Below are 19,057 nucleotides of genomic sequence, written 5' to 3'. Positions count from 1 at the left end.
GCGCGGCCGCCCGTTCGAGACGGTGGAATCCGCTAGGCCGCCTGGAAGCTGATGGCGGGGAGCAGCGTCTCATGAACAGTGTGGATCTTGGCCAGGGCGTCCGCCGCGGCCGCCGGTAGCAGGTGGCGGCTGTCGCCGTTGACGCCATGGCCCATCTCGGGGGCGAGCACGCCCACCCGCTCCTCAGGGGGCTGGAGTCAGAAACGGAAGACGTGGCCACCGGTCGTAAGGGCGGCGACACAGGGGTTGCTGAATTCGTGCGTGTAGGTGACCAACAGCCCGCGCCAGTAACCGAGCGCGGATGCGGTCGTCGGATCGTAGTAACCGCCGCAGCCGCCCGTTTGGTCCGGCGGAATCCGCGAGATGTCGCCGCTCGCGGCGATCAGATCGTTGCACGCCGCGTCGGCGTTCGGGTGCGTGCCGCCGGTCGCCTCGCACCGGAGCGTCACGGTCCTGGTACCGATCAATGGGGAGGAAAGGCTCAAGGTGAGCGAGTCCAGCGCCGCGGAGGCAGGCGTGGCGATCGATATGGAGGCCGCGACCGAGCATGCCCCCACCGCCATCACGGTCATCAGCCGAAGAGAGCGCACGTTCCCCACCTTTCGCAGGGGCCGACCCGACTGAACGTCGACGTACTCCGGAAGCGCTCAGGGGTCCTCGCTTACGCACTCAAGCTAATTCGCGGTGAGACGCTTGATAAGTGGCTTTCATCGACCGGTAGTGGCCTCGGGGCCCGTTGGCTCCTTGAGCGCGAACCGGGTCACGCACTGGCCGGGTGCTCGTGGTGAACCCGGACACCGAACCCGTCGAACGCGTCTGCTCTACTGTCCGGATGGAGTATCCCCGGCTTCTCGACTGCCTTGAGGCGGACTTCACCCGGCTGCGGGCCGTCGCGGTGACCGACCTGGGCGCGGCGGTGCCGAGCTGCCCCGGCTGGACCGTCGCCGATCTGGCCCGCCACGTCGGGCAGGTCTACCTGCACAAGACCCTGGGCATGCGCGAGGGTGGCGAGCCCGACGAGTGGCCGCCGAAGGGGCTCAAGGACGAGGAGCCGCTCGCGCTGCTCGATCGCACGTACGCCGGCCTGCTGCAGGAGTTCGCCGCGCGTGCGCCGGAGGAGCCGACCGGCACCTGGTACGGCCCGGACCAGACCGTCGGGTTCTGGATCCGGCGGATGGCGCAGGAGACGGTCATCCACCGCATCGACGCCGAGCTGGCCGCCGGGCAGCCGGTCGCGCCGGTCCCGGCCGACCTCGCCGTCGACGGCGTCGACGAGCTGCTCAAGGTCTTCCTGGCGTACAGCGTCAACGAGTGGGGCGACTACTTCACCGACATCCTGGCGGGCGCGCCGGCCCGGACGTACGCGATACGGACCGACGGCGCGGCCTGGCGCGTACGAACGGCGCCGAAGCCGTACACGGTGGAGGACGGCGCCGGCGACGGCACGGCCGACGTGACCGTGAGCGGTCCGCCGACGGCGCTGCTGCGCTGGGTGTGGAACCGCGAGGCCGGCGACGAGCCGAGCGGCGTGACGGTCGAGGGCGCCCCGGAGGCGGTGGCGGAGCTGCGGCGCTGCATCGTCACGGCGACGCAGTGAGCCGGTCCCGCGACGCAGTGAGCCGGTCCGGCGTCGCCTGAGGTCCGCGCCACGGGGCGTCCGGGCGTCGGCATCGCGGCGATGGCGTGGTCGATCCGCGCGCGCGGTGGCGGCCGGCGGCCGATCGTGGCCGTCGCGCCCGCTCGCGCGTGCGAAGATCTTTTCTCCGGGCGTTTCGGTGAATTACGGTCTTGGCACCCACGAGCCAGGAGTCCGCATCGATGCGCAACTCGGTACGTACCGCCCTCGCCGCCACCGCGGCCACGCTCGGCGTCGCGGCGTGGTCGACGGCCCTGCCGGCGAACGCCGCACCCGCCTCCTCCCCCAGCCATCGGAGTGGTGCGCTGCACTCGCTCCGCGGGCCGGTGACGAACGAGAACTTCTACTTCGTGATGGCCGACCGGTTCAAGAACGGCGACCCGGCCAACGACACCGGCGGCCTGGGGAACGACCCGCTGGTCTCCGGGTTCGACCCCACGAACAAGGGCTTCTACAACGGCGGTGACCTGAAGGGCATCACCGCGAAGCTGGACTACATCCAGGGACTCGGGACCAACTCCATCTGGCTCACCCCCAGCTTCAAGAACAAGGCGGTGCAGCTCGAGGACGGCCCCTCCGCGGGCTACCACGGCTACTGGATCACCGACTTCACGCAGATCGACCCGCACCTCGGCACGAACGCCGACCTGTCGGCGCTGGTCAAGGCCGCGCACCAGCGGGGCATGAAGGTCTACTTCGACATCATCACCAACCACACCGCCGACGTCATCGGCTACAAGCAGGGGGCGCGCACCGCGTACGTCTCCAAGGATCAGCAGCCGTACCGCACGGCCGACGGGAAGCCGTTCGACGACCGGGACTACGCGGGCACCTCGACCTTCCCCAAGCTCGACCCGAACACGTCCTTCCCGTACACCCCGGTGCTCGACGACAGCGAGAAGCACCTCAAGGTGCCGGACTGGCTCAACGACGTCACGCTATACCACAACCGCGGCAACACGACCTTCACCGGCGAGGACGCGCAGTACGGCGACTTCTACGGGCTCGACGACCTGATGACCGAGAACCCGCGCGTCGTCCGCGGGTTCATGGACGTCTACGAGACGTGGATCAAGGACTTCGGCATCGACGGCTTCCGCATCGACACGATGAAGCACGTCAACGACGAGTTCTGGCAGACGTTCGGGCCGGGCATCGTGAAGTACGCGCGGGCGCACGGCAAGCCGGACTTCTTCATGTTCGGCGAGGTGGCCCTCGACGGCAGCGACGACGCCGCGAAGAGCCTCACCTCGCACTACACGACGCACGACAAGATGCAGGCGGTGCTGGACTTCCCCTTCCAGGACGCCGCGCGCGACTTCGCGTCCCGCGGCCTGGGCAACGCGGCGCTGGCACGGTTCTTCCAGAATGACGACTGGTACACCGACGCGGACTCCAACGTCTACGAGCTGCCGACGTTCCTCGGCAACCACGACATGGGACGCATCGGCTACTTCCTGACCAGCGACAACCCGGGCGCGAAGGACGCCGAGCTGGTGGCACGGGACCGGCTCGCGCACGAGCTGATGTACTTCTCGCGCGGCAACCCGGTCGTCTACTACGGCGACGAGCAGGGCTTCACCGGCACGGGCGGGGACCAGCTGGCCCGGCAGACGATGTTCGCCAGCAAGGTGCCGGAGTACCTCAAGGACGACCTGCTCGGGACCACCTCGACGCACGCGGTCGACAACTACGACACGAGCCACCCGCTCTACCGGACGATCAGCGAGCTCGCGGCGGTCACCAAGCGGCACCCCGCCCTGCGGAACGGCGCCGAGCAGGTCCGGTACGCCTCCGACGGACCCGGCGTCTTCGCGTTCTCCCGGATGGACCGCACTTCGCAGCGGGAGTACGTCGTCGCGCTGAACAACGGCACGACGGCGCAGTCGGCCGCGATCCCCACGTACGTCGCCGACGGCGGCTTCACGAAGGTGTACGGCACGGGCGCGGCGACGCTGCGCAGCAACGGCGACCGGACCCTGCGGGTGACCGTGCCCGCCCTGTCCGCGGTGGTGTACCTCGCCGACGGCCGGGTCCCCGCGGCCAAGGCCGCCCCGGCCATCACGCTCGACGCGCCCACGCCGGCGGAGGCATCGCACGGGCGCATGCACGTCGCCGCGAACGTCGCCGGGTCCTCGTTCAACGAGGTCACCTTCCAGGTCAAGGTCGGCAACGGCCCGTGGCAGCCGATCGGCACCGACGACTCCGCTCCGTACCAGGTGTTCCACGACACGAGCGGGTACCGGACCGGCACCCCGCTGCGCTACCGGGCGGTCGTGCTCGACAACGCCGGTCACACCCGCTGGAGCCAGGAGCGGTCGACGGCCGTGCCGGCGCCGGCGGTGACCGTGACCGCCCCGAAGGACGGCGGGACCGTCACGAACATCGACCCGGTCACCGTCCAGGCGAACGTCGACCCCGAGCGCGCGACGCAGTCGGTGAGGTTCGAGCGCAGCGTCGGCGGCGGGGCCTGGGAGAACCTGGGCACGGACACCTCCTCCCCGGCGTACACCGTCACCGATGACGTGTCGAAGCTGCCGCTGGGCACGCGGGTCCGGTACCGCGCCACCCTGCTCGAGCGCGGCGCGCGGCCGGTCACCGGCACCCCGATCACGGTGACCACCGCCGAGCCCAAGCCCGCTCGCGACCACGTGACGCTCGCCGGTTCGCTGCAGTCGGAGGTCGGTTGCGGCGGCGACTGGGACCCGGCCTGCGCGGCCAGCCGGCTGGCGTTCGACACGACCGACGGCCAGTGGCACGGCACCTTCACGCTGCCGGCCGGCGACTACGAATGGAAGATCGCCATCAACGACTCGTGGACCGAGAACTACGGCGCGGGCGGTGCCGCCGGCGGTGAGAACCTCAAGCTCAGCGTCCCGGCGGACGGCACGAAGTACCGGTTCACCTGGAACCAGGTCACGCACGTCCCGTCGGTCGAGAAGGTCTCCTAACCCGCGTCGCCCCCACTCGTACGCCGAGTGGGGGCGACCCCCGCCCGGTCGCGCGTCAGGCGCGCACGGACCCGCTGGTAACGGCTCGCCTTGGGCTTGGGGATGCGGTCGGGGGACCGCCGCGGGCGCGGCACGATCCGATCGGCCGGAACCGCCTCGTCGAGACGCGCGGCGAGGGACGAGCCGCCGATCCAGAGCGTCGGCTCGATCAGCAGCGAGAAGCCGTCCCGGCCGATCAGCCGCCGCGCGCCGTCCGGCCAGGCGAGCATCGCCTCGCACTCGGGGAACCGCACCGTCACGCGGCGGGAGGCGCTCTGGACCAGGCTGACGCCCGCCGGGCCGATGACGAGACGCTCACCGTCGACCGGCGCGTCGGCGCTGCGCAGGACCTGCCCATCGACCGCGTCGGCCGAAGTCCACGGTGCCGGATGGAACCGGGCGCCCGGCAGTTCCCGGCCGGGCGCCATCAGGAGGGCGGACCGGAACGCCTCGGCACCCACCTCCCGGACGGCCTCGGGGCTCACGGCGGCCAGGCTCGCCTCGAGGTCGCGGTCGCTGATCGGCTCGCCGCCGAACAGCTCGCGCCGCGCGTTGCCGTAAGCGGTGCCGGACGGTGAGTCGTGTCTGGCGGTACGGAGCCGGTCCACGATGTCGGTGATCTCCTGGCCGGACGCGGCCTCTTCCGCGGTGAGCCGGAAATGGAAGACGAAGGCGGAGACCAGTTCGGCGTGGTTCTCCGGCAGGCCGTCGGCGAACGCCGTGACATGGGCGACGTCGCGTCCCGCACGTCGTACGACGCCGCCGGGCTGTAGCTGATTCCCAGCTCCATCCGGAGTTTCTTCTCCAGCCGCCTGCCGAGCAACATCGTGTACGCCTGAGCCGCCACCGACCGGCCGACCATGGCGTTGGCCACCACGATGCGCTGCCGGGGCTCGGTGAAATACGCGGGTGTGACGGGCAGTGCGGATGAGGGCGCCGGTGGCGGAACGCGCTCGCCGGCCGGCAGGTCGAGGCGCCCGTCGCGCTGCACGTCCTGGCCCGGTTCCGGCAGATCCCGGTGTACGTCGCGGGCAGCGTGCTGGTGGCGGTCGGCATCGCCCTGACGGGAGTGGCCCACGGCCCCTGGGCGTACGCGGGGACCGTCGTGCTCTGGTCGGTCGGCGAGGCGACGGTCGGCGGCGTCCCCGGCGCGATCGTGGCGGGCCTGGCCCCGGAGTACGCCCGCGGCCGGTACCAGGGCGCGTTCCAGTGGACCTGGGGCATCGCCCGGTTCGCGGCCCTGTCGGTGGGCACCGGCGTGTACGCGGCGGCCGGGCCGGCCGTGGTGTGGTGGTTCAGCGCCGTGGCCGGCACGGCGGCGGCGCTGGGGGTCGGAGCGCTGGCGCCCCGGATCGCCCGCCGTCAGTCTCCGCCGCTGCCGCTGCCGCCGTCGCCGCTCGCTCCGCCCGCGCCCCCGGCCGCGCCCGTGCTGCCGGAGCCGACTTCGGCGGGCTGACCAGGTCCGCCGACGTTCCCCCACTCGAGGACCGTCCCGTCGGTCCGCACGGCGACCACGAAGTCGTTGCCCGCGGAGAGCTGGATGATGCCACGCGCCCAGCGCGGTGGCCTTGCCTGGCCGAACTCGTTCCGCCCCCAGCCGAAGGCGGTCCCGTCCCACCGGAGCGCGGCGACGAAACGATCGCCGCCGGAGACCTGCCGGAGACCGGAGATCCGGTTGGCGATGCTGACCTGGCGGAAATCGTCGGCCCCCCAGCCCACCAGCGTGCCGTCCCAGCGGAGGGCCAGGGCGAAGATGCCACCAGTGGACACGTCCCGCACCCCCGAGAGCCAGCGCGGGGGTCTCGATTTCCGGAACTCGTCGTTCCCCCAGCCGACGACCCTGCCGTCGGTGCGCAGCGCGATGCCGAAGCGGTCGCTGGCCGACGCGAGGATGATCCCGGAGAGCCGGCGGGCCGAGCTGACCTCGCGGAACCGGTCGTCGCCCCAGCCGACGACGGTGCCGTCCCACCGCACCGCGAGGGCCCATTCGGCACCGGCCGAGATCGACCGGACGCCGGTCAGCCAGCGCGGCGGGCTCGCCTTGCCGTGCTCGTTGTTCCCCCAGCCCACGACCGTGCCGTCGGTGCGCAACGCGATACCGAAGTCGCGGCCGGCGGAGATCGCGGTGATTCCCCTGAGCCGACGCGCGAGGCTGGACTGGCCGAACCGGTCGGCACCCCAGCCGACGACCGTGCCGTCCGTACGGAGCGCCAGCGCGAAGTCGTCTCCGGCGGAGACCGCCGTGATGCCGGAGAGCCGGACGGGCGGGATCGGCGTCGGGAGGTACCTGCCCGGGGCCGGCAGGGCCACGGCGGCGAACACCGGAGCCGGCACGCAGCACACCGGCAGGGCCGCGGCGGCGATCACCGCGGCCCACGGGCGCGGTCGCGTCCTCGGCTTCATGGTGCTCGGGCTCCCCGCGGGCAGGCCGCACGGACGGACGTACGGCGAGACGACGTGTCCGCACCATGCTTGCGCGCGGCCCCCGGGCGAGACGGCCGATCCGGGTCACGGCACCGTCAGCGGCAGGGAAACAAGCGGCCCACGCCGCGCCCCTGGCCGTCGACACGCGCGAGAGGCCGCCCTCAGGCCGGTGCGCTCGGGTCAGGCGGAGCGGGCGTGGCCCTCACCGGCGATCCGCGCCCCCGACTCGGGCTCGGTGCCCTCGCGGAGCGGGTCCGCCGGGCGACGGCCCCCACCGCGCCGCCACGCCTCGAACGCCGCCGTGGTGGCCAGCACGATGGCGGTGCCGAGGATCCACCCGGCGATGACGTCGCTGAGGTAGTGCACGCCCAGCAGCACCCGGAACAGCCCGGACACCACGCTGAGCACGGCGGCGGCCGCCCACGCGACCGCCCGCCAGGCCCGCCGCAGGAGCGGGAGCAGCACCAGCACGATCGTCGCGGTGCCCACCACCGTCATCAGCGCGTGCCCCGACGGGAACGACCCTCCGCCGGAGTGCGCGATCGGACTGGGCAGTACGGGACGCGTCCGGCCGACCGCCGTCTTGAGCGTCGCGCTCACCACCCCGGCCACCAGCACGTTCGTCGCCGCCCACAGGGCGAGTCGCCGCGCGCCCCGGTAGAGGAGCCACGCCGCGAGCACGAGGAGGATCGTCCGGAACACCCAGGGATGGAAGACGTACGCGGTGGCCCGCAACGGACCGACCAGCGCCCGGTGCCGCAGGACGAAGCCGTGGGTGTGCGTCGTGGCGGTGTCGTCCAGGTGCCGCAACGGCGCCCAGTGGACGTCGACGAGCGCCAGCAGGACGACGAACGGCACGACGATGAGGAAGACGGCGGCGCCGGCCAGGGTCAGTCTCAGCCCGAGACGCCCGTCCGGGCTGAACCGCCGGTAGGTCCACCTTCGCGCACGTTGTCGCCACATGCCGCAGCCCTACCCCCTGACCCCGCGCCCTATCGCGCCGCCGCCTCCCCGAGGAACGCCCGCGGCGGCGTCAGCGCCGCCCGGTGGGCGTCCGATGCGAACGACCGGCGTGGTGCCGGCCGGCGGCGGGGGTTCCCACGTCCTCCAGCCCGCTGCGGATGCGCGGCAGGTCCAGGAACCCCGAGACCAGGAGCGCCGCGCTCACCGCGGCGAGGCAGCCGCCGACCACGTCGAGCAGGTAGTGCACGCCGAGGTACATGCGGGCGAACGCCACGACGCCGGCGAACAGCACGCCGACCGTCATCGCGAGCGGCCGCAGGCGCCCGCGTACGAGCATGCCGACGATGAGGGCGACCGCGGCGGCGACGGTGGCGTGCCCGCTCGGGAAGCTCATCGCGTTGTCCGGCGGGATCACCCACAGCCGCCGCGGCGGGCGGTGCTCGGCGACCAGGGTCTTCAGGACGAACGCGATCGCCAGTGCGCCGATCATCAGGCAGGCGGTCAGCAGCGCGTCACGACGGCGCCGCGTGAACCACAGGACCACCGGCACGACGACCGCGACGACGACGCCGACCGCAGACTGCGCGACCAAGGTCGCGGCCTTGGCGACGAGGGTGAGGGCGGGGTTCCGCAGGGTCACGAGATGCTCGTCGACGCGGAGGTCCGCGCTGGTCAGCGCGGCGGTCTTGGCGGCCATGCCCAGCACCGCCAGGACGGCCAGCAGCAGTACCCCTCCGATGATCTTCGCCCGACTCGCCACGTCCTGCCCTTCCAGCCCACCGCGGGGTTCACCGCGATTTCACGATCAGGACACGTTAGCGCCGTGTTCGCCACGCTGCGCGCCAGACGCGACACATCAGGTAAGTGATCGGCGACACGGAGCGGAGCCCGAGGGGACTTTCAGCAGCGATTCATAGCCTTCTCACAGCCATCACAACGGCACCTCTCATAACTTCGGGCCATGACTACGGCCCTGACCGGATCCGACAGCCCGACGAAGCCGCCAACACGGCGGTTCTTCCCCTCGGACCCCTCGGTCCTTCTCCTGGTGGCGACCGTGGTGGTCGCCGTCGCGGTGGCCCCGTTCGAGCTGTCCAAGCTCTTCGGTCTGCCCGCGCACGCGCTGTTCCTGCACGTCCCGGTGGTGCTCGTGCCCATTCTGGCGGGCGTCGTCATCGCCCTGGCCGTACGCCCCGTATGGCGGGTCCGGTACGGCCTGGCGGCGGGCGTCTTCGGCATCGTGACGATGGCGGCGACCATCCTCACCGCCGGCGCCGGCGAGAAACTGCGGGACGAGCGGATGCAGCGGATGAGGCAGCCGCGCCCCGGCGGCGCCCCGGGCGGCCGTCCGGGCGGCGCCCCGCGCCGGGGCGGCGGCGGAGAGGGCGACCTCCTCGACCGGCACGCCGAACTGGGCTCGCAACTACGCCTGCTCGTGCTCGCCCTCGTCGTCCTCCTGGTCGTCCTCGTCATCCTCGCGCGGTACCGCGCGCTCGCCACCACGGAGGGTCTCCTCGCCGGTCCGGCCCTCGGCACCGTGGTGGCCGCCCTCGCCGTCGTGGCCGCGGTCGTCTCGGCGATCTGGGTGGTGCGGACCGGTCACCTCGGCGCCGAGATGACCTGGCACGAGGGCGGCTGAGCGGAGTCCGGGCCGCCCCGGCCCGCACCGAGACCCTCCCGAGTGAAGACGTCAGGGACCGAGCCGATCCGGACACGGCTCGGTCCCTGACCCGTTCGCGCGACGAGGCCGCGCCATGACGTGGGTGGCGGCGTCGCCACCTCTGCCTCCCCACACGTGTAGACCCGTCGCCAGTGGCAACATAGAGTCATTGATTGAGCACTCTTGGTAGTCGATTGGAGTCGGGTTGGCCTGGGGGCGGCGAGTGGAGGACGGTGCGCTCCGGATGGCACGCGCGGCCGCCGTCATCCTGTGGGCGCTGACCGTCACCGTCGTCCTCCTCGTGCACGGCGCCGCCCCGCATGGCGCGCACTCGGCGGCCGTGCTGGCGTCCATCCAGGCCGATCACCCGGAGGCGGACCCGTGCCCGGCCGCCCGGTCGACGGACCGGCTGCGCCCCGATCCGGGCGACGGCGGCCGTCCCGTGCCGTGGGGGCACTGCGACGCCGTCCTGCACCGGGCGCCCGCGCCGCCCTCCGGCCCGGGCGCCCAGCTCCTGCGCGGATGCGCCGGGCAGCCGACCTGGACGGGCGCGGACCCGCGCTCGACGACGCCCCGCCGGCCCGCGCGCTCGGCGCGGCACCGCGCGCACCCCGAAGCCGCCCGGCTGCAGGTCCTCCGCTGCTGATCCGCGGCCCGCCCGTACGCGGAGCAGGAGTGCCGCGCGTACGGGAGCACCGGTCCGCCTCACCCGTCTTCAGCGCGAAGGACTTGTCCCATGCAGTCATTGATCGACCATGCCCGCAGCTTTCATCAGCAGGTCGCGACCCACCGGGGGCGGCTCTCCCCGCCGCGGCCGGACCGCACGCCCCAGGCCGTCTTCGTCTCCTGCTCCGACGCCCGGGTCGTCCCCTCGCTGCTCACCGGCTCCGCGCCCGGAGACCTGTTCGAGCTGCGCACGGCGGGCAACGTCATCCCGCCCCACCGGGTGGGGCGGCTGACCGCCGAGGCGGCGACCCTGGAGTACGCCGTGGTGATCCTCGGCATCGCGGACCTCATCGTGTGCGGCCACACCCGATGCGGCGCGGTCCGCGCCCGTACGGGCGGCAGCGCGCTCCGCCACGCTCCGACCACGCGGTTCTGGCTGCTGCACACGCATCGGTGGCGCGGGATCCGCGCTCAGGAGCAGGAGGATCCCGGCCGGTCGCACCTCGTCGCCCAGCTCGACAAGCTCCGCCGCTATCCGTGGATGGCCCGGCGCCTGGCGGCCGGCACGCTGCGGCTGCACGGCTGGTTCTACGACGTCGAGACGGGCGCGGTCTGGAGGTACCGCCCGGACACCGGCGCGTTCGTGCCGTTGTAGCGTCCCGGCGCCGCCCCCTCGCCTGAGGACCCTTTCCGCTGCTCACGAGTATGCTCACAGAGTGACTGATCGATCACGCGACGTCATGTGATCGGTCTGCCGTCCGGGTCCACGGCCGCCGCCGCGGACCCGGACGCGGACGGTCAGGACCCGTCGGGGGGCGGGTTGGGGGGTGCCATGCTCGGGATGCACGACACGGTACGGACGGCGCGGCGGCGTTCGCTGCTACGTCGCTGGTCCGGCCACGAGTCACCGCTGCGCCGGCTGGACTGGGTCCTGCTGAGCGCCGTCGTGATGCTGACGCTGATCGGGACGCTCCTCGTATGGTCGGCGACCCGGCCGGCCCTGCTGAACACCGGCCAGGACCCGCAGGTCTTCCTCAAGAAGCACCTGCTGACGGTGGCGATCGGCCTCGGTCTCGCCGCGCTCGTCACGGCGCTGGACTACCGGCTCGTCCGCGCGTACGCGTCGATCGTCTACGGCGCGTCCTGCGTGGGCCTGATCCTCGTGCTCACCCCGCTCGGCTCGACGATCAAGGGCCACCACTCCTGGATCGAGCTGGGCGGCGGCTTCCAGCTCCAGCCCGCGGAGTTCGCCAAAGTGGGCCTGGTCGTGGTGCTCGCGGTGCTGCTCGGCGAGCCACGGGACGCCCAGACCGCCCCGGACACCCGCGACATCGTGGCCGCGCTCGTCCTCGCCGGGGTGGTCGCGGGCCTGATCATGATGCAGCCGGACCTCGGCACCACCATGGTCCTCTCCGTCGTCGTCCTGGCGATGGTGGCCATCTCCGGCGCGCCCAAGCGCTGGCTGGTGGCCATGGTCACCGGCGGCGTGGGCGGCGCGATCGCCGCCTGGCAGTTCCACCTGCTGAAGCAGTACCAGATCAACCGGTTCATCGCCTTCGCCGATCCCGCGGCCGACCCGAGGGGCGCGGGGTACAACGCGGCCCAGGCCCGGATCGCGGTCGGCTCCGGCGGGCTGGCCGGTCAGGGGTTGTTCCGCGGGCAGCAGACCGGCGGCCACTTCGTCCCCGAGCAGCACACCGACTTCATCTTCACGGTCGCCGGCGAGGAGCTCGGCTTCCTCGGCTCCGCGCTGATCGTCGTGCTCGTCGGCGTGGTGCTGTGGCGGGGCCTGCGCATCGCCGCGCAGTGCCCCAACGGCTTCGGCATGCTCGTGGCGACCGGGGTCGTGTCGTGGCTGGCGTTCCAGACGTTCGAGAACATCGGCATGACGATCGGCATCATGCCGATCACCGGGGTCCCGCTGCCGTACATCTCCTACGGCGGCTCGGCGACGCTCGCCAACATGATCGCCCTCGGCCTGCTGGAGGCCGTCTACGTGCGCCAACACCCCTTCAGCTGACCAACGCCAGAACGGCCCCGGCGTCACCGCCGGGACCGTTCACCGAGTCGCCTACTCGCACCGGGGCGCCTACTCGCACCGGGGCGCCTACTCGGCGGTGTTCCAGAAGGCGCACTGGTGCTCGGTGGCGTCGTCGACCGAGCCGATCCGGGTCGGCGCCAGCGTCTGGACGTGCCGGGTCCCCGAGGCGTACGCCGCCCAGGCGGGGGCGCCGTCGGCGGTCGGCGCACCGTTGTGGGCGAAGCCGGTCCAGTAGGCGATCATCTTCTCCGCGAGCGCGCGCTGGTCGGCGTCGAGGGTCACCGGCGTGCCGTCCGGCCGGTTGACGTCGAACAGGTAGGTCAGGTCCGAGATGTGCGACGCGCCGGCCGGGAATCCCGCGGGGAACTGCGTCCAGGTCGGCGCGTTCGGGTCGGCGAACTCGTACGCGTGCACCGAGGTCCGGCGCGCGAGCGCGTCCGCGTCCCGCAGGACCGGGCAGACCGTGGTGCGATCCGTCTCGATCGCCGCCCAGGCCAGGGCGGGCGCCCACTGTTCGCCGGCCGTCGCGTAGGCGGACGACGGGTAGTGCCGGCGCACGTCGGCCGCCCGCGCCCCGTACGCCTGGTCGGTGAGCTGGACGTACCGCTGCTCGGTCATCGGCGTTCCGCCGTATGCGGGGTTCACGAGGGAGGCGGCGACCATGCGGCCCTCGTCCCGGGTGTGCCCGATGATGGCAGGGACCCGGTTGAACCGCCCGGCGCGGATGGCCGCCTCGGGGTTCTGCGGCAGGGTCGGCGTGCCGTACGCCCCGCTGGAGAACTCCTCGGTGTGCGGCAGGAGACGGTCGGTGGGCAGCGCGCGCAGGCAGGCGATCGCCTCCGCCGCGTCCGCGCAGCCCAGTTCCTCGGCCAGCGCACCGCCCTGCGCGTCGACCTCCGCGAGCGGCTTCCACTTGGTCGCGGCGGTCGACGCGGGCGCCGGCTGCCCGAGCATGAGGGTCGGGGTGTAGCTGCCGCAGCTCGCGCTCTGGATGACGACCTTGTCGTACAGGCCCTTCGCTCCCGGGGAGGTCAACTGCCCGCAGGTGCTGATCGCCCCCGCCGACTGGCCGAACAGGGTGACGTTGCCCGCGTCTCCGCCGAACGCCGCGGCGTTCCGCCGGACCCAGCGCAGTGCCGCCTGCTGGTCCTGCAGCCCGAACGTGCCAGAGCCGGGGAGCCCGGCGTGCCCGAAGAACCCGAAGATCCCGAGCCGGTAGTTCACCGTGACCACCACGACGTCGCCCTGCGCGGCCATCCGGCGCGGCTCGAACTGGCTTCCGGAGCCGGTGGTCAGGTCACCGCCGTGCAGGAACACCATCACGGGCTTCTTGCGCGCCGCCGACGCGTCGCGCGGCGTCGTGACGTTGACGGTGAGGCAGTCCTCGCTGACCGTGCTGCCCACCGGCTTGTTGTACGGGGACTGCGCGCACACGGGTCCGGGCTTCGTCGCGTCCCGGGGGCCGGACCAGGGGGTCACGGGCCGGGGCGCCGTCCACCGCAGTGAGCCGACCGGCGGCGCGGCGTACGGGACTCCGTTGAACTCTCGCACGTCGCCGCCCACGCTGCCCAGGACCGGGCCCGAGGCCGTCCTGACCAGCCGCCCGTCCGCCGCATCCGTCTCGGCCAGGGCCGGCGCCGCCGCCAGCCCCGCCGCCAGGAGGCCGACGGACGCCGTGGCCCCGATCCGTACGGTGTTCCGAAAGATCCGTCGTTTCGTCATGTCCGGAAGCCTCGGCGGAGGCGCTGACCGAGCGCCTACCGGTCGCTGACAGTCGCGCACCGCCTCGGTCAGCGGCAGGCCTGCAAAGGGACGGCGGGCCGCGCTTACCCGTGCGCACTCCCGTTTTGCTCGCTCCGTACTCGCCGCTCGTCACGGTGACGGTGACCATTCCCAAGGGGGCCGTGGTGCGAGATCGTGGGGGCGACGCCCGGGAGGTCGGCATGGCAGGCGACGGACGCAGGTTCTCGGTCACGGTCACCGCGCACAGCAGCGCCGCCCCGGCGACGTTGTTCCGGCTGGCCGCGGACGGCGGCCGCTGGTCGGAGTGGGCCGGGACCCTCGCGCCCCGGTCGTCGTGGGAGCGGCAGGGTGACCCACCGCCCGGCGGGATCGGCGCGATCCGCCGCCTCGGCCTGTGGCCGATCGTCGTCCGCGAGGAGACGGTCGCCTTCGAGCAGGACCGGCTGCACGGATACGCCCTGCGCACGCCGGCCCCGCTACGGGACTACCGGGCCGAGGTGACGTTCGAGGCCCGCGACGGCGGCGGCACGGACGTCGTGTGGCGGGGCGCCTTCACCGAGCTGATCCCCGGCACGGGCCCTGTCGTCCAGCGGGCGCTGCTGCTGTTGCTCCGCTCGCTGACCCGCCGTCTCGTACGGGCCGCCGAACGTGGGCTCAGGGCGTCCTGACCTCGGGGACCCGGTCCAGCTCGACGCCGAAGTGGGCGCGGTAGGCGGCGAGCACCTCCGCGTCGTCGCTCAGTTCCTCCTCGCGTCGCTCGCCGTCGACCGTACGGATGAGGGTGCGGCCGTTCAGCGTGATCCGACCGGTCTCGGTGAGCAGCGAGCACACGAGGGACCGGGTGAAGTGGGACTCCGGGGACGTCCGGTGCCACCAGCAGCCGGTGACGAAGTCCCGCAGCCTGCGCGGGCGGGTCTCCAGGCGGTAGACCGGCCGCCCGTCCTTCAGCACGTCGAGGTCGCCTTCGGAGGTCTCGACGACCCGGAAGATCCCTCCGGGGTCCTTCTGGTCGCCGCGCTCGTCGATCCGCAGCGGGTGGTGGATGTGGCTGCCGAAGCCGACGTCGACCAGCCACGGACCGACCCGCAGCGCCAGATGCCCGTACGGGATGCTCGGGCCGTCGTCGGCGTGGACGCGGGCGTTGAGGTATGTCACGTCGTAACCCAGCGCCGACAGCAGGGCCCCGAACGCCCCGTTCAGCTCGAAACAGAACCCGCCCCGCCGCCGGTCGACGATCTTGGCGACCAAAGCGTCCTCGTCGAGGACGATGTCCTCGCCCAGATGGATGCTGAGGTTCTCGAACGGCACCGCGAGCAGGTGGCGCAGATGCAGGTCACGGAGGGCCTCATCGTCGGGGCGCGCGGGCAGGTCCGCGCCGATGCGGGAAAGGTATGCCTTCACCCGGATTTCGTCCATGCCTCATTCACCCACGCGGGCGCCGCACCGGACCATCGGTCATGGGTCGTACGCCGGGTCGTACGCCCTGGTCGGCTGAGCCGGCGCTCGGGACGGCTCCGGTCCGCCGCCCACGGCGTACCGAATGCTCGGTGACCGCGGTTCAGAACGGCGGCAAAGCCCCTCATATCGGCACCACGGGTAGGGCTTTCCCGAGCATCCGGCACGACCCCACACGACCACCCAAGGAGAAAACGGACGACCTCCACAGATCACACACCGGGGTCGCCCGTCCTCTTCCACCGACATCTACCCAGCCGGCGACAAGACGCCCTAGGAGTGGAAGAGCGCGCTCCGCGGGCCCATGATCATGCGGTCGTTCGGCACGAGGGTGCGCATGACGGCGCGCAGCTCCGGCTCCCTGATCGACACACAACCGGCGGTCGGGTTGATCCCGCCGACATGGAAGAAGATCGCCGAACCCAGTCCGGACTTGGCGTTCGGCCGGTTGTAGTTGATCACGACGACCTGGCGGTACGGGCCCCGCTGCGCGATGGCCGACAGGTTCTCGTCGGTCGAGCGGCAGGTGCCGGAGTAGTACTCGTTGTAGTGGCTCTTGCCCGGCGTCGCGCCCCAGCAGTCGCCGCTGTCGCGCAGCGTGCGGTACTTCAGTTTGGTGCCCGGGTTGCCGATGCCGAACGCCTCGGTGAGCGTGAAGGAGCCGGTCGGCGTCTTGCCGTCGCCCTCGCGCTTCGCGCCCGGCCGGGCGAAGGCGGCGGTCCCCGCGCGTCCCGTGGTGACGCTGACCTTCTTCCAGGACTTGCCCTGCTTCGCGCACTCGGTGACCACCACGTGGTTCGAGTCGTACGAAGAGGAGATCGCGAACACCACGTGCGACGCCGACCCCGTCGGATATCGCAGCTTGCCCTGGTTCGCGGCGGAGCACGGGTCGAAGGTCTGGCCCTGCGCGGCGGGCGCCAGGCCGGTGAACATCGCTCCGCCGGCGAGGGCGAGTGACGCGAGAAGGGCGGTTCGGTGCGGTCTCATGTGAAACCCCCAGCGTGTTTGCCGACCACAAACCCTACGCACCGAAATGCGGGCGATCTAGGGTGGCGTCATGACGAATCTTCCGGAGCGGCGCGAGTTGCGCATCTCCGATGCCGAGCGCGACCAGGTCGCGGCGATCCTTCGTGAGGCGGCGGGCGAGGGCCGGCTCGGCCTCGAGGAGCTCGACGAACGCCTCACGGCAGTCTACGCCGCCAAGACGTACGGCGACCTGGAGCCCATCACCCGTGACCTGCCCGAACCCGCGACCCGGCCGGCCGCGGCGCCGCGCGGCGACCGGTTCGGCGGGACTCCCGGCTCCCGTACGGCGTTCGGGATCATGAGCGGGTTCCAGCGCAAGGGCGTGTGGGTGGTCCCCGAGGAGTTCACCGCCGTGGCGTTCTGGGGCGGTGGGCAGCTCGACCTGCGGGAGGCGAAGTTCGAGGCGCCCGTGGTGACCATCCGGGCGTTCGCCGTCATGGGCGGCATGGAGATCCTGGTGCCCGAGGACGCCGAGGTGCACGTGAACGGCATCGGCATCATGGGCGGCTTCGATCACCGTGCGAGCGGCGTGGGCGCCGCGGGCGCGCCGAAGATCATCATCACCGGTTTCGCGTTCTGGGGCGGGGTCGGCGTCCAGCGCAGAGCCTCCGACGCCGAGTTGCGGCGCCGGAAGCTCGAGGGCTGATCGCCTGAGGTCTCACTCCGGGTCGCGGGCGTGCCTCGGCAGCAGGAACGCCGCGAGGAAGGTCAGGCCGAGCAGGCCCACCTCGACCCACAGCGTGATCTTCATCGTCTCGACGAACCCGCTCTTCAGCGCCGTGCGGCCGACGTCGGCGGCCGCACGCTGCGCCGTGGCGCCCGCCGCGCGCACCTCTCCCTCGGCCCGGACGCAGGACGCGGGGACGGCCTCGGCGTCCTTGGCCACCGCCCGGTCGTGGCCGCAGTCGCGCAGCCCGGCGACGAGCCGGTCCCGCGCCGGTCCGGACACCCCGGCCGCGGCGAACGCCTTGGGCGCCGTCGTGTCCGTTGCGGACGCGACCTGGCCGCCGAGGACTCCGAAGAAGATGGTGCCGAGGACCGCCACGCCGAGGGCGCTGCCGAACTGCTGCACGGCGGTGAGCGTGCCGGACGCCGAACCGGTCTCGTGCGGTTCGACGCCCGCCAGCACGGTGTCGAAGAACGGCGCCATCAGCAGGCCCATGCCGATGCCGGTGAGGGTCAGCGCGGGGACGAACTGCCAGGGGCCGACCCCCGTACCGGCCAGGTGCAGGGTGAGGACGACGGCCGCGACGCCGAGGGCCATCACCAGCGTCCCGCCGTGGATCACCTTGCGGCCGAACTTCTGCACCGCCTGGGCGACGCCGAAACCGATGATCACTCCGACCGACCAGGGCACCGTCGACAGCCCGGCCCGCAGCGGGGAGTACCCGAGGCCGATCTGCAGGAAGAGGCTGAAGACGAGGGAGAACCCGGCCATGCCGGAGAAGAACACCGTCCCGACGATCAGCCCGCCCGTGAAGCCGCGCTTGTGGAACAGGCTCGGCACGACCAGCGGGTCACCGCCCGCGCGCTTGGTGCGGGCCTCGTACCAGCCGAAGAGCCCGAAGACGGCGACCCCGGCGGCGATCATCACGAACGTCCAGGCCGGCCAGCCGAGCTCGCGGCCCTGCACCAGCGGATAGATCATCAGCAGGGAGGCGACCGCGGCCAGCACCACGCCGGCGAGGTCGAGTCTGGCCACCTGCGGTGACCGGGAGGCGGGCAGGAAGCGCAGCCCGCCGAGCACGGCCAGGAGCCCGAGCGGCAGGTTGATGAGGAAGATCATCCGCCAGCCGGTGCCGAAGAGGTCGGCGTCGATGAGCCAGCCGGCGAGGAGCGGGCCGCCGACCGAGGACAGCCCCATCACCGGCCCGAACATCCCGAACGCCTTGCCCATCTCCTGCTCGGAGAACATCTCCTTGATCATGCCGAGGCCCTGGGGGAGCATGACCGCGCCGAAGAGCCCCTGCAGGCCGCGGAAGGCGATCAGGCTCTCGGGCGACTGCGCCAGCGCGCACAGCAGCGAGCCGGCCGTGAAGCCCAGCGCGCCGATCACGAACATCCGTTTGCGGCCGACGACGTCGCCCAGCCGCCCGCCGGTGATCAGGCCGATCGACATCGCCAGTGTGTAGGCGGCGCCCAGCCACTGCACGGTGCTCGCGCTACCGCCGAGATCGGCGCGGATCGACGGCGCCGCGATACTCGTGATCATGGCGTCCAACATGTCCATGACCTCGGCGGCGAGAATGACGAACAGGGCGACCCACCGCCAGCGGTACACCCCCGAGATGCCGACGCCCACCCGGGACTCGTCGGTCGCGGTCATGACCTCTCCTTAGACGTAATTACTCGTTCTTAGAGAGGAGATATATCGCGTATGCCGAGAGCGGTCAAGACATATCGCGTTGTCCTTCCGCGCCGACCGCCCGGTATCGCGTGCCGCTCGAACACAC

At 72.1% G+C, this 19,057-nt stretch carries 19 protein-coding genes; 9 read left to right on the top strand and 10 right to left on the bottom strand.

The genetic code is table 11. The features are described 5' to 3' along the window. Window positions 1–32: 32 nt before the first annotated feature. A complete protein-coding gene (locus AB0K82_RS19900) occupies window positions 33–176 on the bottom strand; it encodes a hypothetical protein (protein ID WP_364398768.1) in 144 nt (47 codons plus the stop codon). 21 nt (window positions 177–197) lie between these two features. After that, on the bottom strand, window positions 198–590 hold the full coding sequence (locus AB0K82_RS19895) for an SSI family serine proteinase inhibitor (RefSeq protein WP_364398766.1): 393 nt from the start codon (window positions 588–590) through the stop codon (window positions 198–200). Window positions 591–832: 242 nt separating this feature from the next. Between AB0K82_RS19895 and AB0K82_RS19890 the strand changes: the two genes are divergently transcribed. Then, window positions 833–1,597 (top strand): maleylpyruvate isomerase family mycothiol-dependent enzyme, encoded by a 765-nt coding sequence (locus tag AB0K82_RS19890; RefSeq protein ID WP_364398764.1) that lies wholly within the window; start codon window positions 833–835, stop codon window positions 1,595–1,597. Window positions 1,598–1,818: 221 nt separating this feature from the next. Next, the gene (locus AB0K82_RS19885; RefSeq protein ID WP_364398762.1) at window positions 1,819–4,587 is read left to right on the top strand and encodes an alpha-amylase family glycosyl hydrolase; all 2,769 of its coding nucleotides are present in this window, start codon (window positions 1,819–1,821) and stop codon (window positions 4,585–4,587) included. Here AB0K82_RS19885 and AB0K82_RS19880 read toward each other — a convergent pair. Beyond that, entirely contained in the window at window positions 4,584–5,234 is a 651-nt protein-coding gene (locus tag AB0K82_RS19880; RefSeq protein ID WP_364398760.1) for a hypothetical protein, read from the bottom strand. The genes AB0K82_RS19885 and AB0K82_RS19880 overlap by 4 nt on opposite strands. 410 nt (window positions 5,235–5,644) lie before the next feature. On the opposite strand from AB0K82_RS19880, the gene AB0K82_RS19875 reads away from it, so the two are divergent. Next, a complete protein-coding gene (locus AB0K82_RS19875; RefSeq protein WP_364398759.1) occupies window positions 5,645–6,082 on the top strand; it encodes a hypothetical protein in 438 nt (145 codons plus the stop codon). On the opposite strand, the gene AB0K82_RS19870 is transcribed toward AB0K82_RS19875, so the two are convergent. From AB0K82_RS19870 to AB0K82_RS19860, 3 genes are all read right to left on the bottom strand, one after another. Further along, a complete protein-coding gene (locus AB0K82_RS19870) occupies window positions 5,989–7,029 on the bottom strand; it encodes a hypothetical protein (protein ID WP_364398757.1) in 1,041 nt (346 codons plus the stop codon). The two genes, AB0K82_RS19875 and AB0K82_RS19870, sit on opposite strands and share 94 nt — an antisense overlap. Window positions 7,030–7,230: 201 nt before the next feature. Beyond that, window positions 7,231–8,013, bottom strand: coding sequence for a phosphatase PAP2 family protein (locus tag AB0K82_RS19865; RefSeq protein WP_364398755.1), 783 nt, complete (start codon window positions 8,011–8,013; stop codon window positions 7,231–7,233). A gap of 70 nt (window positions 8,014–8,083) precedes the next feature. Further along, a complete protein-coding gene (locus AB0K82_RS19860) occupies window positions 8,084–8,773 on the bottom strand; it encodes a phosphatase PAP2 family protein (RefSeq protein ID WP_364398754.1) in 690 nt (229 codons plus the stop codon). Window positions 8,774–8,974: 201 nt separating this feature from the next. Between AB0K82_RS19860 and AB0K82_RS19855 the strand changes: the two genes are divergently transcribed. From AB0K82_RS19855 to rodA, 4 genes are all read left to right on the top strand, one after another. Further along, the gene (locus tag AB0K82_RS19855) at window positions 8,975–9,652 is read left to right on the top strand and encodes a DUF2231 domain-containing protein (protein WP_364398752.1); all 678 of its coding nucleotides are present in this window, start codon (window positions 8,975–8,977) and stop codon (window positions 9,650–9,652) included. Window positions 9,653–9,917: 265 nt separating this feature from the next. Next, window positions 9,918–10,319 (top strand): hypothetical protein, encoded by a 402-nt coding sequence (locus AB0K82_RS19850; protein ID WP_364398750.1) that lies wholly within the window; start codon window positions 9,918–9,920, stop codon window positions 10,317–10,319. 90 nt (window positions 10,320–10,409) lie between these two features. Continuing rightward, window positions 10,410–10,994, top strand: coding sequence for a carbonic anhydrase (locus AB0K82_RS19845; protein ID WP_364398748.1), 585 nt, complete (start codon window positions 10,410–10,412; stop codon window positions 10,992–10,994). Between the two features lie 186 nt (window positions 10,995–11,180). After that, on the top strand, window positions 11,181–12,359 hold the full coding sequence (gene rodA / locus AB0K82_RS19840) for a rod shape-determining protein RodA (RefSeq protein ID WP_364398746.1): 1,179 nt from the start codon (window positions 11,181–11,183) through the stop codon (window positions 12,357–12,359). 87 nt (window positions 12,360–12,446) lie between these two features. On the opposite strand, the gene AB0K82_RS19835 is transcribed toward rodA, so the two are convergent. After that, window positions 12,447–14,102, bottom strand: a complete 1,656-nt coding sequence (locus AB0K82_RS19835; RefSeq protein WP_364398745.1) for a carboxylesterase family protein — start codon at window positions 14,100–14,102, stop codon at window positions 12,447–12,449. Window positions 14,103–14,323: 221 nt separating this feature from the next. Between AB0K82_RS19835 and AB0K82_RS19830 the strand changes: the two genes are divergently transcribed. Beyond that, window positions 14,324–14,791, top strand: coding sequence for an SRPBCC family protein (locus AB0K82_RS19830; protein ID WP_364398744.1), 468 nt, complete (start codon window positions 14,324–14,326; stop codon window positions 14,789–14,791). Here AB0K82_RS19830 and AB0K82_RS19825 read toward each other — a convergent pair. Both AB0K82_RS19825 and AB0K82_RS19820 read right to left on the bottom strand, forming a co-directional pair. Beyond that, complete coding sequence (locus AB0K82_RS19825; protein ID WP_364398743.1) at window positions 14,778–15,539, bottom strand: arylamine N-acetyltransferase; 762 nt, start codon at window positions 15,537–15,539, stop codon at window positions 14,778–14,780. The two genes, AB0K82_RS19830 and AB0K82_RS19825, sit on opposite strands and share 14 nt — an antisense overlap. Window positions 15,540–15,851: 312 nt before the next feature. Further along, the gene (locus AB0K82_RS19820; protein ID WP_364398741.1) at window positions 15,852–16,565 is read right to left on the bottom strand and encodes a L,D-transpeptidase family protein; all 714 of its coding nucleotides are present in this window, start codon (window positions 16,563–16,565) and stop codon (window positions 15,852–15,854) included. Window positions 16,566–16,635: 70 nt separating this feature from the next. Here AB0K82_RS19820 and AB0K82_RS19815 point away from each other — a divergent pair, with 70 nt between their 5' ends. Then, window positions 16,636–17,250 (top strand): DUF1707 domain-containing protein, encoded by a 615-nt coding sequence (locus AB0K82_RS19815; protein ID WP_364398740.1) that lies wholly within the window; start codon window positions 16,636–16,638, stop codon window positions 17,248–17,250. Window positions 17,251–17,262: 12 nt separating this feature from the next. Here the strand turns inward: AB0K82_RS19815 and AB0K82_RS19810 are convergent, their stop codons facing one another. After that, a complete protein-coding gene (locus AB0K82_RS19810; protein WP_364398739.1) occupies window positions 17,263–18,930 on the bottom strand; it encodes an MFS transporter in 1,668 nt (555 codons plus the stop codon). Between the last annotated feature and the right edge of the window lie 127 nt (window positions 18,931–19,057).

This window comes from Actinoallomurus sp. NPDC052274 (assembly GCF_040679475.1).
In the GTDB taxonomy this organism is placed as follows: Bacteria; Actinomycetota; Actinomycetes; order Streptosporangiales; family Streptosporangiaceae; genus Actinoallomurus; species Actinoallomurus liliacearum.
Note: the sequence above shows the minus strand (reverse complement) of the source record. Positions and strands in the feature narration are given on the sequence as shown.